This is a genomic window from Methylovorus sp. SPW-M1 (assembly GCF_053848825.1).
On the sequence record NZ_CM132626.1, the window covers coordinates 2,790,424 to 2,808,490 of the forward strand.

General features: G+C 55.6%; 20 protein-coding genes. 13 read left to right on the top strand and 7 right to left on the bottom strand.

What is annotated here, in order from left to right; genetic code table 11:
• Positions 1-83 precede the first annotated feature (83 nt).
• The 3 genes from ACWWD9_RS13265 to ACWWD9_RS13275 all read left to right on the top strand — a co-directional run bounded on the left by ACWWD9_RS13265 (position 84) and on the right by ACWWD9_RS13275 (position 2,263).
• Positions 84-1,163 carry an AI-2E family transporter gene (locus tag ACWWD9_RS13265; protein WP_159356307.1) on the top strand — a complete coding sequence of 360 codons (1,080 nt, stop codon included), beginning with the start codon at positions 84-86 and terminating at the stop codon, positions 1,161-1,163.
• A 53-nt stretch (positions 1,164-1,216) separates the two neighbouring features.
• Positions 1,217-1,831, top strand: coding sequence for an HdaA/DnaA family protein (locus ACWWD9_RS13270; RefSeq protein WP_455867269.1), 615 nt, complete (start codon positions 1,217-1,219; stop codon positions 1,829-1,831).
• A gap of 150 nt (positions 1,832-1,981) precedes the next feature.
• Positions 1,982-2,263 carry a hypothetical protein gene (locus ACWWD9_RS13275; RefSeq protein ID WP_013441044.1) on the top strand — a complete coding sequence of 94 codons (282 nt, stop codon included), beginning with the start codon at positions 1,982-1,984 and terminating at the stop codon, positions 2,261-2,263.
• Between the two features lie 140 nt (positions 2,264-2,403).
• Here ACWWD9_RS13275 and ahpF read toward each other — a convergent pair whose 3' ends face one another.
• Together ahpF and ahpC are read right to left on the bottom strand one after the other, a co-directional pair.
• Complete coding sequence (gene ahpF / locus ACWWD9_RS13280; RefSeq protein ID WP_015829214.1) at positions 2,404-3,948, bottom strand: alkyl hydroperoxide reductase subunit F; 1,545 nt, start codon at positions 3,946-3,948, stop codon at positions 2,404-2,406.
• Positions 3,949-4,123: 175 nt separating this feature from the next.
• Positions 4,124-4,690 carry an alkyl hydroperoxide reductase subunit C gene (gene ahpC, locus ACWWD9_RS13285; protein ID WP_013441042.1) on the bottom strand — a complete coding sequence of 189 codons (567 nt, stop codon included), beginning with the start codon at positions 4,688-4,690 and terminating at the stop codon, positions 4,124-4,126.
• A 384-nt stretch (positions 4,691-5,074) separates the two neighbouring features.
• Between ahpC and ACWWD9_RS13290 the strand changes: the two genes are divergently transcribed.
• Positions 5,075-5,824 carry a hypothetical protein gene (locus ACWWD9_RS13290; protein WP_013441041.1) on the top strand — a complete coding sequence of 250 codons (750 nt, stop codon included), beginning with the start codon at positions 5,075-5,077 and terminating at the stop codon, positions 5,822-5,824.
• Positions 5,825-5,851: 27 nt separating this feature from the next.
• Here the strand turns inward: ACWWD9_RS13290 and soxZ are convergent, their stop codons facing one another.
• The 3 genes from soxZ to ACWWD9_RS13305 are packed head-to-tail and all read right to left on the bottom strand — an operon-like array spanning position 5,852 to position 8,074.
• Positions 5,852-6,169 (bottom strand): thiosulfate oxidation carrier complex protein SoxZ, encoded by a 318-nt coding sequence (gene soxZ, locus ACWWD9_RS13295; RefSeq protein WP_015829212.1) that lies wholly within the window; start codon positions 6,167-6,169, stop codon positions 5,852-5,854.
• An 8-nt stretch (positions 6,170-6,177) separates the two neighbouring features.
• Positions 6,178-6,621 (bottom strand): thiosulfate oxidation carrier protein SoxY, encoded by a 444-nt coding sequence (locus tag ACWWD9_RS13300; protein WP_455867270.1) that lies wholly within the window; start codon positions 6,619-6,621, stop codon positions 6,178-6,180.
• A gap of 16 nt (positions 6,622-6,637) precedes the next feature.
• Positions 6,638-8,074 (bottom strand): beta-barrel assembly-enhancing protease, encoded by a 1,437-nt coding sequence (locus ACWWD9_RS13305; protein ID WP_455867271.1) that lies wholly within the window; start codon positions 8,072-8,074, stop codon positions 6,638-6,640.
• A gap of 57 nt (positions 8,075-8,131) precedes the next feature.
• Here ACWWD9_RS13305 and moaC point away from each other — a divergent pair, with 57 nt between their 5' ends.
• Together moaC and ACWWD9_RS13315 are read left to right on the top strand one after the other, a co-directional pair.
• Complete coding sequence (gene moaC, locus ACWWD9_RS13310; protein ID WP_455867272.1) at positions 8,132-8,617, top strand: cyclic pyranopterin monophosphate synthase MoaC; 486 nt, start codon at positions 8,132-8,134, stop codon at positions 8,615-8,617.
• A gap of 89 nt (positions 8,618-8,706) precedes the next feature.
• Positions 8,707-9,198 carry an OmpH family outer membrane protein gene (locus ACWWD9_RS13315; protein WP_013441036.1) on the top strand — a complete coding sequence of 164 codons (492 nt, stop codon included), beginning with the start codon at positions 8,707-8,709 and terminating at the stop codon, positions 9,196-9,198.
• 30 nt (positions 9,199-9,228) lie between these two features.
• On the opposite strand, the gene thiO is transcribed toward ACWWD9_RS13315, so the two are convergent.
• Together thiO and ACWWD9_RS13325 are read right to left on the bottom strand one after the other, a co-directional pair.
• Positions 9,229-10,323: a glycine oxidase ThiO gene (gene thiO / locus ACWWD9_RS13320; RefSeq protein WP_455867273.1), complete on the bottom strand. Its 1,095-nt coding sequence runs from the start codon at positions 10,321-10,323 to the stop codon at positions 9,229-9,231.
• A gap of 39 nt (positions 10,324-10,362) precedes the next feature.
• A complete protein-coding gene (locus ACWWD9_RS13325) occupies positions 10,363-12,330 on the bottom strand; it encodes a cation:proton antiporter (RefSeq protein ID WP_041369883.1) in 1,968 nt (655 codons plus the stop codon).
• Positions 12,331-12,594: 264 nt separating this feature from the next.
• Between ACWWD9_RS13325 and ACWWD9_RS13330 the strand changes: the two genes are divergently transcribed.
• The 7 genes from ACWWD9_RS13330 to hpf are packed head-to-tail and all read left to right on the top strand — an operon-like array spanning position 12,595 to position 18,037.
• On the top strand, positions 12,595-13,593 hold the full coding sequence (locus tag ACWWD9_RS13330) for a KpsF/GutQ family sugar-phosphate isomerase (protein ID WP_455867274.1): 999 nt from the start codon (positions 12,595-12,597) through the stop codon (positions 13,591-13,593).
• A 1-nt stretch (position 13,594) separates the two neighbouring features.
• Positions 13,595-14,119, top strand: coding sequence for a KdsC family phosphatase (locus tag ACWWD9_RS13335; RefSeq protein WP_013441032.1), 525 nt, complete (start codon positions 13,595-13,597; stop codon positions 14,117-14,119).
• Positions 14,120-14,128: 9 nt separating this feature from the next.
• A complete protein-coding gene (gene lptC / locus ACWWD9_RS13340) occupies positions 14,129-14,884 on the top strand; it encodes an LPS export ABC transporter periplasmic protein LptC (protein ID WP_455867275.1) in 756 nt (251 codons plus the stop codon).
• Positions 14,865-15,422 (top strand): lipopolysaccharide transport periplasmic protein LptA, encoded by a 558-nt coding sequence (gene lptA, locus ACWWD9_RS13345; RefSeq protein ID WP_013441030.1) that lies wholly within the window; start codon positions 14,865-14,867, stop codon positions 15,420-15,422. Before lptC ends, lptA begins: the two co-directional genes overlap by 20 nt.
• Positions 15,423-15,478: 56 nt before the next feature.
• Positions 15,479-16,201: an LPS export ABC transporter ATP-binding protein gene (gene lptB, locus ACWWD9_RS13350; RefSeq protein WP_013441029.1), complete on the top strand. Its 723-nt coding sequence runs from the start codon at positions 15,479-15,481 to the stop codon at positions 16,199-16,201.
• A 24-nt stretch (positions 16,202-16,225) separates the two neighbouring features.
• Entirely contained in the window at positions 16,226-17,680 is a 1,455-nt protein-coding gene (locus ACWWD9_RS13355) for an RNA polymerase factor sigma-54 (RefSeq protein WP_013441028.1), read from the top strand.
• A gap of 27 nt (positions 17,681-17,707) precedes the next feature.
• Positions 17,708-18,037, top strand: coding sequence for a ribosome hibernation-promoting factor, HPF/YfiA family (gene hpf, locus ACWWD9_RS13360; RefSeq protein ID WP_013441027.1), 330 nt, complete (start codon positions 17,708-17,710; stop codon positions 18,035-18,037).
• The last annotated feature ends 30 nt before the right edge of the window (positions 18,038-18,067 follow it).

An 18,067-nucleotide genomic window follows, 5' to 3' on the forward strand; every position in this document is an offset into this window, starting at 1 on the left:
CGCCGTTGGTTTGATCAGAATTCAAGTTGAGTTCTCGCTTTCCACAAGATAAATTACAGTAATTAAATATAATTTTACCCGAAATGACCGCCAAACGAGAAAACCTGTTGCCTGATTACCGCGTGATTCTGCTCGGCGGCCTGTTCCTGCTAGTGGTATACCTGCTGCTGCCCATCATGGCACCGTTTCTGATTGCCGCCATTTTCGCCTATATCTGCAATCCGCTGGTCGACAGACTGGCGCAGGTGCGCCTCTGGCAGTTCACCTTGGGGCGGACCGTCGCCTCATTGCTGGTCATGCTGATGCTGATCGCCATTATCTGCATCCTGCTGCTGATCGTGATCCCCATGATGCAGAAAGAATTCATGCTGATCATGGAAAAACTGCCGACCTACATTACCGGCTTGCGTACGCGCATTGAGCCCTGGCTGTTGCAGCATTTCGGCGTGGCGATCGATATTGACGCCACTAAAGTGCAGCAGGTGATTACCAATAACTGGAAGTCGGCCAGTGATTTCGTTGGCAAGTTTTTGCTGGCACTGAGCGATCACGGGCTGGCGCTGTTCGCCTGGCTGGCGAATCTGGTGCTGATTCCGATTGTGCTGTTTTACCTGCTGCGCGACTGGCACGACATTCTCAATCGGTTTGACCAACTGCTGCCACGCCGGTGGTATGCCAAAACTGTGGAGATTGCCCGTGAAGTCGACATGATGCTGGCAGAATTTTTACGCGGGCAATTATCCGTCATGCTGTTGATGAGCGCATTTTACGCCACCGGCCTCTGGCTTTCCGGACTGGAGCTCGCGCTGCCCATCGGTTTGATTGCTGGCTTGCTTGGGTTTGTGCCTTACCTGGGCATCGGCACTGGCATGCTGCTCGCCGCGCTGGCATCGGTATTGCAGTTCACCACCTTTGCCCAATATGTTCCTGTCATCGCGGTATTTGGTATCGGCCAGATGCTGGAAAGCATGTGGCTCACGCCCTGGCTGGTCGGTGACCGTATCGGCCTGCACCCCGTCATGGTGATTTTTGCCTTGCTGGCTGGCGGCCAGCTGTTCGGCTTTACCGGTATTTTGCTGGCGCTGCCTGTCAGCGCCGCGATTGCCGTCGGCCTGCGCCATGCCAAACGCGCTTATCTCAATAGCGATATCTACCTGCATTAATCAGGTTCACATAAAATGCAGGCCCCACTCTTGCCGCTTTGCGGCTAAATGCCATGAAACAGTTACTGCTCGACATTCAACCATCAGCGTTGCCCAGCCTGGATAATTTTGTCCCAGGCCGCAATGCCGAGGCCCTGCATAGCCTGCGCGCCGCGCTGGAAGGGCAAAGTGCGCAACGCTTTATCTACCTGTGGGGTGAAACCGGCAGCGGCAAGAGTCATCTGCTACATGCCTGCAACCGTGCGGGCGAAGCCTTGGGCGTGCACGTGATCTGCGCCGATGATGTCCACCAGCTCAGCAATGAAGAGCAGATTGCCTTGTTTGACAGCTACAACCACCTGCGCGCTGGCGAAGGCGTGCTGGTAGCGGCCGGCATCGCCGCGCCAACCGCCATGCAACTGCGTGATGACCTGGCCACCCGGTTGGCATGGGGGCTCAGCTACCAGTTGCATCCGCTCAGCGATGAGGAAAAAGCCCTGGCCTTGCGCCAGCATGCAGCAGCCCGTGGCATGCGATTGCCGGATGAAGTGCTGGATTATTGCCTGCGCCACTTGCGTCGTGATCTGCCCACCCTGGTTTCCACGCTGGATGCTCTGGATGAATGGTCACTCAGCTACAAACGCCCGGTCACACTACCTTTGTTACGTCAGCTGCTAAGCCTGTCATGACGGCCTCGGCAGCAAAATCATAAAAATTTAAAGCTATATCCATCTTGCGAGTATTGATTTTCTTGTAGAGACCTGTAATGCTAGTTTCACGGTTTTTGATTTTTTAAGTACGGAAACTGTAGGTCTTTTATAAAAACGAGGAGATATAAAATGCACTCAGCACTATTGATCGTAGACCGGCCGAACCCCAATCATGAAAACAAGAATTGGGTAACCTTCATCACCAGCAGTCAAAACATCATTCAGCTGAACAAGGAGCAGCACAAGTCGGAGTCTACCCAGGCATTTGCCGACAATGTGTTCCTGATCCCGCTGAAGAATGAACTGCACATTTTCACGCTGCTCGCACAACGGGCCCGTGATCTGGGTTTCAACGTCAGAGTCACCTTCTTTGACCAATACCCATCGTTTGTGATCTCTCAAGCCATTTAAAATCCTCAAAAATGCTTGATCTGTAACAACGGCAAAACCAAAAAATTCAGGGCCAGTGTTCTCCCCTACCCGGGAAAGAACACTGGCCCTGGCCTTTTATGGCAACCGAGATTGTCATAAAAGGAACTACAACGTGAGGCTTACTGGCGTATCAGGTAATCAAATGCGCCCAGCGCAGCCTTGGAACCTTCACCCATGGCAATGATGATCTGCTTGTAAGGCACGGTCGTCACATCGCCCGCCGCAAACACACCTGCCATCGATGTCTGCCCATGCGCATCCACCTTGATCTCACCGAATTTGCTCAGCTCAACATCACTGCCCTTGAGCCAGTCGGTATTTGGCAACAAACCGATTTGTACAAAGACACCTTCCAGCTCCAGGTGATGATCCACGCTTGTGGCGCGGTCCTTGTACACCAAACCATTGACCTTTTGGGAATCGCCGGTTACTTCGGTCGTTTGCGCGTTAATGATCACAGTCACATTGGGCAAGCTGAACAACTTGTTCTGCAGCACCGCATCCGCACGCAACTTGGTGTCGTACTCGATCAGGGTGACATGGCCAACAAAGCCGGCCAGATCAATCGCTGCCTCTACGCCTGAATTGCCACCGCCAATCACGGCGACGCGCTTGCCCTTGAACAAAGGACCATCGCAGTGTGGGCAATACGCCACGCCCTTGCCGCGGTATTCCTTCTCGCCAGGCACATTCAGCTCGCGCCACCGGGCACCGGTCGCCGCAATCACCGCCTTGCTCTTGAGCGTTGCGCCACCTGCCAGCTTCACCTCCACCAGTTCGCCGCGCGTAATCGACTCGGCGCGTTGCAGATTGATGATGTCGACATCGTAGCTACGCACATGCTCTTCGAGTGCGGCCACCAGCTTTGGCCCTTCGGTTTCCTTCACCGAGATGAAGTTTTCAATGCCCAGGGTGTCCATCACCTGGCCGCCAAACCGCTCGGCCACGATACCGGTACGTATGCCTTTGCGAGCGGCATAGATAGCAGCCGAGGCACCCGCAGGTCCACCGCCTACGATCAGCACATCATAAGGTGCCTTCTGGTCCAGCTTGGCCGCTTCGCGTGCCTCAGCACCGGTATCCAGCTTGGTCAGCATTTCTTCAACCGTCATGCGGCCCGAGCCAAATGGCTCACCGTTCATGTAGGTGGTGGGCACGGCCATGATGTTGCGACCATTCACTTCATCCTGATACAAGGCACCATCAATCACGGTGGTTTGCACCTTGGGGTTGAGAATGGCCATCAATGCCGTTGCCTGCACCACGTCCGGGCAGTTATGGCAGGACAGGCTCATGTACACCTCAAAGCGGAAATCGCCATCCAGCGCCTTGATCTGTTCAATCACATCGGCTTCGACCTTGGGTGGGTGACCGCCGGTCCACAACAAGGCCAGCACCAGCGACGTAAACTCATGGCCCAGCGGAATGGCAGCAAAGCGCACGCCACTGGTCTCACCCTCACGTGCAATCACGAACGAAGGCTTGCGGGCATCACTGCCTGCCAGATCCAGGCTGACCTTGTCTGACAGCGCGGCAATGTCTTGCAGCAGCTCACGCATTTCAGCGGCTTTTTCACTCTCATCGAGTGAAGCAATCAGCCGGATAGGCTGGCGCAGCATGCCCAAATAGGTCTGAAGTTGAGTTTTGAGTGTATCGTCAAGCATGGTGTTCTCCAGTTGTTCGGGGTGAGTTCACCCCTGCCTTGCGCTTTTGGCGCTGGCTTGGTTACGTTTATTCCAGGGATCGCGTCGAGGGCAGGACACGGTTGGCGTTTGGCCTTCCATGCCCTGTGCTCAACGCCCTGCCGCAGCAGGGACGTTTAAAGGCGCTATTCCCGCCTTAGATCTTGCCTACCAGATCAAGAGAAGGCGTCAGGGTCTTTTCGCCTTCTTTCCACTTGGCCGGGCAAACCTGGCCTGGGTTGTTGGCCACGTATTGCGCTGCCTTCAGCTTGCGTACGGTTTCCTTCACATCACGCGCAATGGCGTTGTCGTGGATTTCAGCCGTCTTGATCACGCCTTCTGGGTTGATGATGAAGGTGCCGCGCAGTGCCAGACCTTCTTCTTCAATGTGCACTTCAAAAGCGCGTGTCAGTTGGTGAGTCGGGTCACCTACCAGCGGGAACTGTGCCTTGCCCACGGCTGGCGATGTTTCATGCCATACCTTGTGCGAGAAGTGCGTATCGGTAGTCACGATATACACCTCGGCGCCCGCCTTCTGGAATTCAGCGTAATTGTCAGCAGCATCTTCAATTTCTGTTGGGCAATTGAAGGTGAAAGCGGCTGGCATGAAAATCAGCACGGACCATTTGCCCTTCAGAGCTGCATCGGTCACTTCAATAAACTTGCCGTTATGAAATGCCTGGGCTTTGAATGGCTTAACTTCAGTGTTGATCAAGGTGCTCATGTAAATCTCCTTTTGGGTTGGTTTGGAAACGAAGCTCAGTATAGAGAAAGTCTTATAATAATGAAAATTGATTGTTTAAATACTTTTGATATATTTTGCATATCGATGTGGTAATAATGCCGCACTTGCAGCGGCATGTTGATTAAACCCTGTCTACCGCGATTTGTTCCATCATTTCCGAAAGATACCGATGCAAAAAAACCTGTCACCGGATAAAAATGCTGTTTATTTTGTAGCAGGGGCCAAAGTTTGAGGTATTCTTTCGTTGAAACTGCTGTGCCTGATACAGCTCTTTGCCGAGCAATGTAACGCCACGTTAATACGCAGCCGTCATCCCGCTTTTTCAACTTGCTTTATGAGAATCAAATGAAGTCAACATCACCAATGGACTGGTTCAACCTTCCCAACCTCCCTACCCCTGTCAAGGTTCTGTTTTCCGGCTATTTGCTGGTCATCGGTGTCGGCCTCTGTATGGCAGGTTTGCAGATCATGCTGACGCACGGCATGGCTGACGGCAAAATCGGCTTGTCAAAAGACGACATCGTCTACAGCTATTATGGCGATCGCAGCGGCAGCCGCCTCGAAGGCATGCTGAATGGCGCCATGAAAGACAAGGCACCGCCTGAAGTACGCCTGGACATCATCAAGTGGGCGCGCGAAGGTGCACCAGAGTCAGAGTGGGAACCCCACTTCAAGCAAGTGTTTGCCCAGCACTGTGTCATGTGCCACAGCAACGTGCCTGGCATCCCTAATTTCACCCATTTTGATGAAGTCAAAAAAGTGGCCAAGGTGAATGAAGGCGCCAGCATCGAGAGCCTGACGCGCGTTTCGCACATTCACCTGTTTGGTATCGCGTTCATCTTCTTCTTCATGTCGCTGATTTTCAGCTTTGCGGTCAATGTGCCGCGCAAGCTGAAGATTCTGGCCATCGCCTTCCCATTCGCCTTCCTGATTCTGGATGTGCTGTCATGGTGGCTGACCAAGCTGAATCCTGGCTTCGCCTGGCTCACCATCATCGGCGGTCTGGGTTACAGCATTGCCTCGACCTTCATGTGGTTTACCAGCATGTATCAGATGTGGATTTTGTCGCGGAATGGCAAAGTCTACGGCAATGCCTGGGAAGCTGATCTCTAAATCAGTTGATCTAAATCCATCCAGCCGCTAGCCCGCCGTGACAGCAATTTCATGGCGGGCGCTCTGGCCCCTGTTGTCATGCCAGACCACGGCAACCATGTCGCCGACCTTGGCACCGCGCAAGTGCAAGGTCAAATAGGGATTCTTGGAAATACCCGTCCCCCATTGCGCTTCCGTCACCACGTTGCCATTCAGACTGATCGTCACCAGCTGAATAAAATGCGCAGGCACCACCTCATCCAGATCGTTTTTACGTCGCCCTGTTTCCATCGGATGCGTCATTAGCACCTTCAGCTCGGTCACGTCACCCTTGAGTTGCGCCCGCATTTTGATGTTATCTGCCATGTTGCCTCCTAGCCGCAGCCGTTTTCCAGCACTTCAACCTGCTTGCCCGCGGTGAAATAGCGCGATCCCACTTTCACAATCGCCTTCACTTCAGCGGTTTCCGCCATTTTGATGCGGGTGACCAGATACGGATCCGCCCCTTTGGCAAACATGAAATTGGCAATCAAAGGTGTAGGGTTATGCTCCACCACAATGGCAATCGCTTCCGTACCGGGAATACGGCTGATAACTTCCACCTGCACGACAGCGCCGTTTTCCGCGCGGTCTGGCGCATTGACCGTGATGTCGGCGCTGGGCGTTTCCTTGTCGACCTGCAGGCCCTGGGTGGCGCCAGCCAGGGTCGTCGCTTCGAAAGCCGCTTTGTTCCATACCGCCGCCAGCGCCCGCAGTGGCAGTAGCAAACCACTGAGCAATGCTGCACCGGTCATCATCATAAATCCGCGTCTTTTCATGGCTGTCCTTTTATCTCTAGCCCCTGTCCTTGGGGTCGTTCAGCAGCAGGCGCAATTGCTTGAGGCGCGCTTCTACAATTGATTGCTGGTAAAAGTCGCCATCGCCCGCCTTGGCTGCCAGCTCCATCTGCTCAATAGCCCGCGGCAGGTTATAGCTCCGGACATAGGCTTCGCCTTGTGCCTGATGCCGCAATAAACGTTTGCCCTGCATGGTATACGCCTTTGAGCGCAACTCATAAAAATAGGGATCATCCGGATAGAGGTCGATGTTTTGCGCCACCAGATTAAGCGCTGCATCCGTCTGCCCCAGCCGCAGCAAGTGCTCGGCATAGCCAAAAATCAGGGCACGGGATCGAGGATAATGTTCCAAGCCTTGCTGAAACAGGCGTGTGGCTGCGGCCGTATTTTGTTTCGCCACTTCGATATTGGCTGCCAGGCTGGCAAACATGGCGTGCGGACTGGCATTCTGCTTGAGCCAGACTAGCTCGCTCGCTGCCGTCGCCAAGTCATTGGCCCGCAAACTGGCAATGGCCAGCCCGTAATGCTGGGCGGCTTCGTTGGTATAAGTGCGCTGGGCAAGGTTATTCCTGAACAGCTCCATGGCTTGCCGCGCAGGCCCCAGGTTGGCGAGCAGCTTGGCCCGCACATATTGAAATTCCGCACTATCCTGCACCTGCCGATAAGCCCCTTGCTCCACGCGGGAGCGCACATCGGCAATACGCTCCGTCGTCAGCGGGTGGGTACGCAGGAAGGAAGGTGCACTGCCATCAATAAACCGCGTGCCCCGCTGCAGAATCTCAAAAAATGCCGGCATGCCGCGCGTATCAAATCCCGCATCAGCCATGATCTGCAAACCCACGCGATCGGCTTCACGCTCGTGTTCGCGTGTGTAGTCCAGCTGCTTCTGCAAGGAGCCGGCACTGGCCGACATCATGGCACCGCTGGCAAGCTGGGGATTGGCGCGCGCCGCCAGCAGCGCAAGCCCAATGGTCGCCATGCTGATGATGGAGTCACGCTTCTGCTGCGCCATCATGCGCGCCAGATGGCGCTGCACCACATGGCCGATTTCGTGGCCCAGCACACCGGCCACCTCGGATTCGTTTTCAGCAGCAACGATGAGACCGGTATGCACGCCGACCACACCGCCGGGCATGGCAAAGGCATTGATGGAGTTATCTTTCACCACAAAAAACTGGAAGGGCAAGAGCTTGTCCGAACTGGCGGCGACGAGGCGCATACCGAGTTGCTGCACATAATCCTGTATTTCAGGGTCGCGCTCCACATCATCGCTGGCCATCACGCTGCGCATGATCTGATCGGCAATTTTCTTTTCATCCAGCGGGGAGAGCACGGTAGCGGAAACATCGCCCAGATCGGGCAAGCCATCCGCAGGAGATACGGGCACAAAAAACAGCGCCATGACGGCGACGACAGAGGTATAAACAAGCTTCATTGTTGCTATGATAACGGCATTCTCAAGCAAGTTCACCGTTTCGGAGCAGGCTTCACCATGACGCAATTTACCCATTTTGACACCAGCGGACAGGCCCATATGGTCGATGTCGGCGACAAAGCCGAGACCAGGCGCATTGCTGTGGCACGAGGCAGCATCCGCATGCTGCCTGCCACGCTGGCGCTGATTCAGGAGGGCAATAGCAAAAAAGGCGATGTGCTGGGCATTGCACGGATTGCGGCGATTCAAGGCAGCAAGCGTTGCGCTGACCTCATCCCGCTTTGCCATCCGATTGCCTTGACCAAGGTCGGGGTGGAGTTCGAGATTGAAAGTAGCCAGCCTGTCATCCATTGCACGGTCACTGCCGAAACCGTCGGCCGTACCGGGGTGGAAATGGAAGCGCTGACCGCGACCACGGTCGCCTTGCTGACGATTTACGATATGTGCAAGGCGGTCGATCGCGGCATGATCATAGACAATGTGCAACTGCTGGAAAAGCAGGGTGGAAAATCCGGGCACTGGCAGGCCGCAACCCCGGCATAAATCAGAGCGTGGCCAAGCGCCCATTTGGAGGTGACGGCATGAAGGGGTATCCTATTGCCAGCTCAAGAGCCACGTCACAAGGAGATCGTTTGAAAACATTAAAGCACATTGCCCTCGCCGCCACCCTGGCATTGGCCTCCATGCATGCCAGCGCCGAAATCAAGATCGGCTACGTCCATCTGCAAACTGTCATGCAGTCCCCACAATTTCTGGCCACGGGTCAAAAGCTGCAGGCTGAATTCAAGCCGCGCAATGCTGAGTTGCAGCAAGCCTACAAGCAACTGGAAGACCGCGAAACCGCTTTCAGCAAGGATTCGCTGACCATGACGGAGAGCGTGGCGAGAACCAAACGTCGCGATCTGAATAATCAGCGTGTCGACCTGGAGCGCCGTCAGCGTGCCTTGCAGGAAGAGTTCGAGCAGCGCAAGAAAGACGAGCTGGCCAGTCTGCAGGATCGCATCAATAAAGCCGTAACCTCCGTTGCGCAGAGTGAAGGCTACGACATTGTGTTTTACAACACCTCCGCTTATGTCGGCAAACGCGTCGACATTACCGACAAGATCATCAAGCAGCTCAAATAAGCGCGAGCCTGACCTCGCCTGCCCGCGCGCCTATTCGGCAGCGCGGTAGGCGTAAGCAGTTAGGTCACTTTCAGAAGCACTTCCTTGCACCAGGTCCGACAGCAGTTCGGCGCTCGCAGGTGCCATCGTCAGCCCGTACCGGAAATGACCGCTATTGATATAGAGGTTTTTATACTGCGGGTGCGCTGCAATGGTGGGCACATTATCCGGAGACCCCGGACGGAAACCGCTCCAATGTGCCAGCACAGGTGCATCGGCCAGCTCGGGTAACAGGGCTGCGGCTTTGGCAGCCAGCTGGCTGCCCATGTCATCGGTCACCGCATGATCAAACCCGACATCTTCCAGGCAACTGCCCGCCAGAATCAGGCCATCCCGCCGCGGCACCATATAAAACCCTTCACGGAAAACAATATGCGTGAGCTTTTGCTGATGAGGTTGCGCATACAGCAGCATCTGGCCGCGCATGGGCTTGATGGGCAGTGGCTGCTGATCGCCCAGTAACAAACCACTCCAGGCACCCGCCGTCAGCACAAACGCATCCGCTTCGAGTTCGCGGCCTGCCCGTGTCGGCCAGCGTGTCAGGTGATCCGTCCCTTCATTGGTAGCCAACGGCAACAGCTCCGTGTTATCAAAGATAGTGGCACCCTGTTGCAGCAGCCATTGCCGCAAGGCCGCCAGCAAGACGGGCGGCCGCACATGCGCCACTTCCGGCAGCCACATCGCATTTTGACGATCCGCTGCAAAACTATGGGCAGGTGCCTCCGCATGCTCGGCAAATCCATACTGACTTGCCCATGCCAAGGCCTGCTCGCGCTTGTAATCCGGCAACAGCAGCATGCCATCCTGCTGATACTCGGGGTCTATACCGGTATCTTCCAACAGGCGCTGGCACAGCTCGCCATAAGCGCGCATGCTCGCCACCGCCAGCCGGTTCACCGGCTCGACATAAGCCCACGGCAGCAACGGAAAAAGAATACCCGCCGCGGCCCAGGAAGCCTCGCCCTGCGCATGTCCGCCAATCTGGCCGCGCTCCACCAGGGTGACCTGATGGCCATGTTGAATCAGGGACATGGCGGTCATACAGCCGAGTATGCCGCCCCCAGCTACGATAATGTTACGGCTCATAAGATTTGAAATTGGATGTAAATCACAAAGTGTCGGACTTTAGCGGCCTTGCAGCAAGGCTTTTTCCGCCAGGACAAGATCTTTGGGCGTGCCCAGCAGGACGACCACATCGCCTTCGATAAAGACGGACTCCGAGGTGGGAGCCCATGGCTTCAGGTTGAGGCGACGGATAAACTTCACCTCCACATTGAGCCCGGAGAAATTGATATCACCCAGGCGCATGTTAAGCGCATAGGCGGACGATGTAATCAGTACCGAGTTCAGGCGTGGCGTTTCCTGCGCTTCTTCGTCCAGATCGGACATACCATGGAAAAAGCCGCGGAACATCTTGTAACGCTCTTCGCGGAACAATCGGATACGCTTCACCACCCGATTCAGCGGCACGCCGAGCAAGACCAGGGCATGCGAAGCCAGCATCAGGCTGCCTTCCAGCACTTCGGGCACCACTTCTGCCGCGCCCGCCTTGCGGAAGCCTTCCATATTGGCATCGTCCACCGTGCGTACAATAACCGGCAGCTTGGGGTAATTGTCCTCCACCACATGCAGAATCTTCATGGCAGATGGCGCATCGTCATAACTGATAATCAGCGCCTTGGCCTGCGCCGCGCCCGCCGCTGCCAGCACCACGCGTCGGCCTGCATCGCCATAGATCACGTTTTCACCCGCCGCGGCCGCTTCGCGCACCCGTGAAGGGTCAATATCCAGCGCAATGAACGGAATATTTTCCTCACTGAGAAAGCGCGCCAGATACTGCCCGCTGCGCCCGAAACCGCAAATGATCACGTGGTCGACCAGTTCCTTGCCTATGCTTTCGATATCCTGAATCTGCTTTTCGCGATTGCGAACATAGCTGCGCGACAGCAACTCGCCCAGCCGCTCGTTGTGCTGAATGATAAAGGGCGCCACTACCATGGAGATCAGCGAAGCAGCCAGTACCACCTGCAAGGCCTGCCCACCAATCAAGCCATGCCCCAGGCCCAGGGACAGCAAAACAAAACTGAATTCGCCCGCTTGCGCCAGCGTAATGCCGGTACGAATCGCGACACCCGGCTCGTGACCGAATGCCCGGCTCAGCACCGCCACCAGCACGCCCTTGAACAGGATGAATCCGGCCGTGACCAGCAACACCAGCCCCAGGTTGGCCGCCAGTTCATGCACATCCAGCAGCATGCCTACCGTAATGAAAAACAGGCCGAGCAGAATGTCGCGGAACGCCGCAATATCCGACTCCACCTGATAGCGATAACGGGTTTCAGAAATCAGCATGCCGGCGATAAAGGCGCCCAGCGCATAGGAAAGCCCGGCGAGCTTGGTGGCAAAGGCCAACATCAGCGTCACCATGAGTACATTCATCACAAACAGCTCACGCGAGCGCTGGCGTGCCACCAGACCAAACCAGGGGTTGATCAGCGACTTGCCAAACACAAACAGGATGATCAGCATAACCGCGGCTTTTAGCAGGGATATCAGCAATACCTGACCGAGATCACCGCCATGCGAGGCCAGCGCTGGAATCAGCACCAGCATGGGCACCACGGCAATATCCTGGAACAAGAGCACGCCGATGGAGAGGCGGCCATGGCGCGAATTCAGCTCCAGGCCTTCCACCAGCATTTTCGACACAATCGCGGTCGATGACATGGACAGGGCACCGGCGATGACAAATGCGGTTTCCCAGCTGAGGCCAAAGGCAATGCAGGCCATCATGACAGCGAGCATGGTCAGCAGCACCTGCATGCCGCCGAGGCCGAGCACGGTTTTGCGCATGGCATACAACTGGGCCAAGCTGAACTCCAGCCCGATACTGAACATCAGAAATACAATACCGAACTCGGCCAGCTCACGATTGGCTTCCGTATCCGGCAAAATACCGAAGGTATGCGGCCCCAGGGCCAGCCCAACCAGGAAGTAAGCCAACATGGCCGGCAGGCGCAAAGCACGAAACAGGGCAACAGCCAGCACCGAGCTGGTAAGCAGGATCAGAATAGCGGGTAAGGTATCGTGCATTAAAATAGCTTTGAAGGAACTCAACATTTAAAGAGGTCTGTCTGGAGTGGAAGACAAGAGAAAGCAGACAAGGCCGACCGTCATGCATAGACGGTCAATCGATATCTTCCGGCAGCTGGCTTGATCCTCAGACACAACCCTTTTCATGCACGCCTCCCCTTGAAAAAACCTACAGGCAAAATTTATGCCGACTTTATCAAAAGTCGGCACGGATTACGTATAAATCCTTTATTCGTCGGACATTCCCTTTTATACTTGCCGGGTATGGAACCATCAAAAATACGAAAAATCGGTGCAAGCAAAACGCCGATTGATCTGGCAAGGGAAGTCCTGTTAATTGAAGCACGCGAGGTGGAAGCACTAGCCCGCAGGCTGGATGACAGCTTCACGCGTGCCGTCGAACTCATTTTACAATGCCAGGGTCGCATTGTGGTGACCGGCATGGGCAAATCCGGTCATATCGGAAACAAAATCGCCGCCACGTTTGCCAGTACAGGTACACCTGCTTTTTTCGTCCATCCCGCTGAGGCGAGCCATGGCGACCTGGGCATGATTACCGGCAAGGATGTGGTCATTGCCCTGTCCAACTCCGGCGAGGCAGATGAGTTACGCGTGATACTGCCCACATTGAAGCGCATGGGCGCGCGGCTGATCAGCATCACCGGCCATCCGCAATCAACGCTGGCGAAAGCGGCAGATGTGAGCCTGGATGCCCACGTTACCGAAGAAGCATGCCCGCTGGCGCTGGCGCCTACCGCCAGCACCACCGCCTCGCTGGCACTGGGCGATGCACTGGCGATTGCCGTCATGGACCAGCGCGGATTTTCTGCCGAGGAATTCGCCTTGTCGCACCCCGGGGGTACGCTGGGCCGCAAATTGTTGCTGCATGTGCGCGACGTGATGCGCACAGGCGATGCCATCCCCAGCGTGGGAGTTGAAGCCAGCCTGAAAGAAGGCTTGCTGGAAATGTCACGCAAAGGCCTTGGCATGACAGCGATTGTTGATGCAGAGCAGCATGCCGTTGGGGTATTTACCGATGGCGATTTGCGCCGGGCGTTCGAGAATGCCGTGGACATAAACAGCACCTACATGCGCGATGTGATGCACACATCGCCGCAGCAAATCCGCCCTGAGCAACTGGCAGTCGATGCGGTTGCCATCATGGAGCAGAAAAAAATTACCAGCCTGTTGGTCACCGATCAGCAGGGAACCCTGATCGGGGCATTGAATATGCACGATCTTCTTATTGCAAAGGTGGTTTGAATTGTTGTCCGTAGAAGAACGCGCCAAGCGCATCAAACTCGTGGTATTCGATGTCGACGGCGTCATGACCGACGGCGGCCTTGGACTGGGCGACGACGGTCAGGAATACAAATTTTTCCATTCGCATGATGGCCTGGGCATGAAATTGCTGAAAGCCACCGGCGTGCATATGGCGATCGTTACTGGCCGCACATCCCAGGTCGTGGTCAAGCGCGCCGCCAATGTCGGCATTCTGCATTTTCATCAGGGGGTGGACGACAAGCTGGCCTCCTTTGATGAAGTCCGCGCGCAATTTGGATTCAGCCGCGAAGAATGCGCCTTCATGGGCGATGATGTCATTGATATCCCCCCGATTCGTTATGGTGGCCTCGGCATTACCGTGCCGCATGCCATGCCGCTGGTGAAAGAGTATGCGCATTACATCACCAGCCGCCCCGCGGGCCACGGTGCCGTGCGCGAAGTGTGCGAACTGCTGATGAAAGCACAAGGCACCTTTGACGCACAGATGGCCCGGTTCCTGAAGTAAGGATTGATATTGGGACGTCCAACCGTCGTGTTTCCGCTCGTGCTGCTCGCCCTGCTGGCGCTGCTCACGTTCTGGATAGATCGCAGTGTCCAGCCACCCGAGCGGCGGCCGGATGCCAATTTGCGCCATGACCCGGATTACATTCTGGACAACTTTGTCACGACACGGACCAATGTGAACGGTGCGCTGGCCTATGTGCTGGCAGCGGTAAAGATGAAGCATTACCCGGATGATGACACCACCGAACTTGAACGGCCCCGGTTTACGCAGTATGCCGTCAACAAGCCTTACACGCAGATTGAAGGCCAGCGCGGCAACGTCTCCAGCGATGGCGAGACCGTGGAATTCATGGATAATGTGATCGTCATTCGGCAGGCATCCAAGGATAAAGGGGAAATGATGGTACGTACCCAGTACCTCAAGATGTTCCCCAAGCAGGAAGTGGCCGTGACAGACAAACCTGTGGTGATCACTCAGGCACCGGAAACGGTGATTCATGCCAACGGTATGGTATTCAACAAGAAAAACCAGACCGTCAACCTGCGTGGCCGCGTGCGGGCGCATTACCTTTCGCCCAGCGTGACAAAAAAAGCCGCTGGCAAAGCCCCGGCCAGCACGCCAGCGAAAGCCAGCAAGGCGGCACCACAGAAAAATGCCAAGCCCAGCGCCAGCCCCGCTAAAAAACAGGCAGCACAGGCGAAACGAAGTACCAGTACCAATAACCAAGCCCGGATTCGGAGAAAATATGACAACCCTGCCCCGTAGCTTTTTGCCGCTACTTTTGATGATGGCCTGCCTGCCTGCACACGCCGAAAAGGCGGACAAGGACAAGCCCATCAATCTGGAAGCAGATGCCGTCACCGTGAATGATGCCAAAAAGACCAGCATCTACACCGGCAATGTAATCCTCACCCAGGGAACGCTGATCATCCGTGGCGACAAACTGGTGGTACGCGAAGACAAAGAAGGCTTTCAGCACAGCACCACCTACGGCAATCCGCAGACGCCTTCCACCTTCAAGCAAAAAATGGAAGGTAAAAACGAATATATGGAAGGCAGCGGTCAACGTATCGAGTACGATGGACGTATGGACAAGGTACAGCTCTACACCAAGGCCTGGGTTAAAAAAGGCGACGACATCGTGCATGGTGACTACATCATGTATGACGCCAATGCCGAATATGCCGAGGTGATTGGCGGTGGCAGCCAGGCAGCAACGCCTGCCACGCCGACCGGGCGTGTACGTGCCGTTATTCAGCCCAAGAAAAAACCGGCTGGCACCGATGGCGCGACGGCCAATTAACCTGCCATGCTGACAATCCGTCAGTCTGGCGTGCAACACGATATACCTGAGTAAACATGAGCCAATTAATCGTAGAAGGTCTGCGCAAGAAATATAAATCCCGCACGGTGGTGCAGGATATTTCGCTGCAACTCAATAGCGGCGAAGTGGTGGGCTTGCTGGGCCCTAACGGCGCAGGCAAGACCACCAGCTTTTACATGATGGTAGGTCTGGTGGCCCTGGATGATGGGCGCATTCTGCTGGATGGCAAGGATCTGAGCCGTCTGCCCATACACCGTCGTGCGCGCCTGGGTTTGGCTTATCTGCCGCAGGAGCCCTCGATTTTCCGCAAGATGACGGTGGCCGAAAACATCATGGCGATTCTGGAGTTGCAGAAACTGGCGCCAGAACAAATGGAGAACCAGCTGGAATCGCTGCTGCAGGAACTGCATATCACGCATATCCGCAACAGCATGGCGGTCAGCCTGTCCGGCGGTGAACGCCGCCGCGTTGAAATCGCCCGCTGCCTGGCCACCAACCCCAGCTTCATTCTGCTGGATGAGCCATTTGCCGGCATCGACCCCATCGCCGTGCTGGACATTCAGAAGATCATCCGCTTTTTGACCGAACGCAATATTGGCGTGCTGATCACCGACCACAACGTGCGGGAAACATTAGGTATTTGCGACCGCGCCTATATCGTCAATGAAGGACGCGTCTTCGCGGCAGGCAAGCCCAGCGAAATTATTCACAACGATAGCGTAAGAGAAGTGTATCTTGGTAAGGACTTCCGCCTCTAAGCACACATTTGGCGGCCCCCACGTATGAAGCAAAGCTTACAACTCAAATTTTCGCAACACCTGGCGCTGACTCCGCAACTGCAGCAGTCCATCCGTTTGTTGCAGCTATCCACGCAGGAGCTCAATCAGGAGCTGGAAACCCTGCTGCAGGCGAATCCATTGCTGGAACGCGCCGACAAGATCGAAGAACCGCTGGAAATCCCCGACAACTTCATTGCGGCGCCAGTAGCCCCTGAGCCCAGCGTGGCCGCTACACCGGAGGAAGCTCCCCGCCAGGATGAATTTGGTGGCGATGACTATTTTGAATTCGGCAGCAGCAGCGGCAGTAACCGCTGGGAAGACAGCAGCTCCGGCAATGACGATGACAATGATTTCAGCTACCAGGAAGCGGTCAGCCTCAGCCTGCGCGATCATCTGCTAGGTCAGCTCAAGCTGTTGCCACTGTCCGAGCGCGACCAGACCTTGTCCATGCTGCTGGTCGATACCATTACCGACGACGGTTATCTGGAGCAGTCGCTGGAAGAGCTGGCCGAGATGCTGCCGCCGGAACTCGAAATCGACATGCTGGAGTTGCAGACGGCGCTCAAGCATATCCAGAATCTGGACCCACCCGGCATAGGTGCGCGCAACCTGGCCGAGTGCCTGTCCTTGCAATTGCGCGCCTTGCCACCAGATACGCCTTATGTGGATCTCGCCATCAAGGTTGCCGAAACGCACTTGCCCCTGCTGGCAGCCCGCGATTACGCAAAACTGAAAAAATTGCTGGCCTGCGACGATGACGTATTGCGCGAAGTGCAACAGCTGGTGCTGCAACTCAATCCCCGCCCAGGTGGTGAATTCAGCAAAATCACGTCTGATCATTACATTCAGCATGAAATCGTGGTCAAGAAAATCAAAGGTGTCTGGCTGGCCCATCTGAACGACGAAGTCGTGCCCAAGCTGCGCATCAACCAGCTGTATGCCGGCATCCTCAAGCGCAACCGCGAAAGCTCGAGCCAATACCTGATGAGCCAGATGCAGGAAGCCAAGTGGATGATCAAGAACATCCAGCAGCGTTTCTCCACCATCCTGCGCGTTTCTCAGGCGATTGTGGATCGCCAGCGCAATTTCTTTGAGCACGGCGAGGTCGCCATGCGCCCCCTGGTGCTGCGCGAGATTGCCGATGAGCTGGGCCTGCACGAATCCACGGTTTCACGCGTCACCACGCGCAAGTACATGCTCACCCCACGCGGAGTTTACGAGCTTAAATATTTCTTTGGCAGCCATGTGGCTACCGAATCCGGGGGCGCTTGTTCCGCCACTGCCATACGCGCCCTGATCAAACAAATGGTCAGCGAAGAGAACCCGAAAAAGCCGCTGTCGGATAACCAGATCACGGATATCCTGGGTAAACAGGGCATCGTGGTTGCTCGTCGCACCATTGCCAAATACCGCGAGTCTTTGCAGATACCCGCGGCCAACCAGCGCAGATCGCTTTGATCTGCGTTTTACCTGAAGGAGTAAATCATGAACCTGCATCTCACCGGACACCATCTCGACGTTACCCCAGCCCTGCGCGAATATGTGCAGAGCAAGCTTGAGCGCGTGAGTAACCACTTCGACCATGTGATTGACGTCAAAGTCACCATGAGCGTAGAGAAGCTGGCGCAGAAAGTGGAAGCCACCATTCATGTGCCGGGTCACGATATCCATGCCGAAAGCAGCGGTGAAAACATGTACGGCGCGATTGACGCGCTGGCTGACAAGCTGGATCGCCAGGTTCTGAAGCACAAGGAAAAAGTAAGCGACCATCACAAGGCCAACGGTGCCCTCAAGCACCAGGCGGCTGCGGAATAAAGGTCTAACCGGGGACAAGGCAAAGGCGTG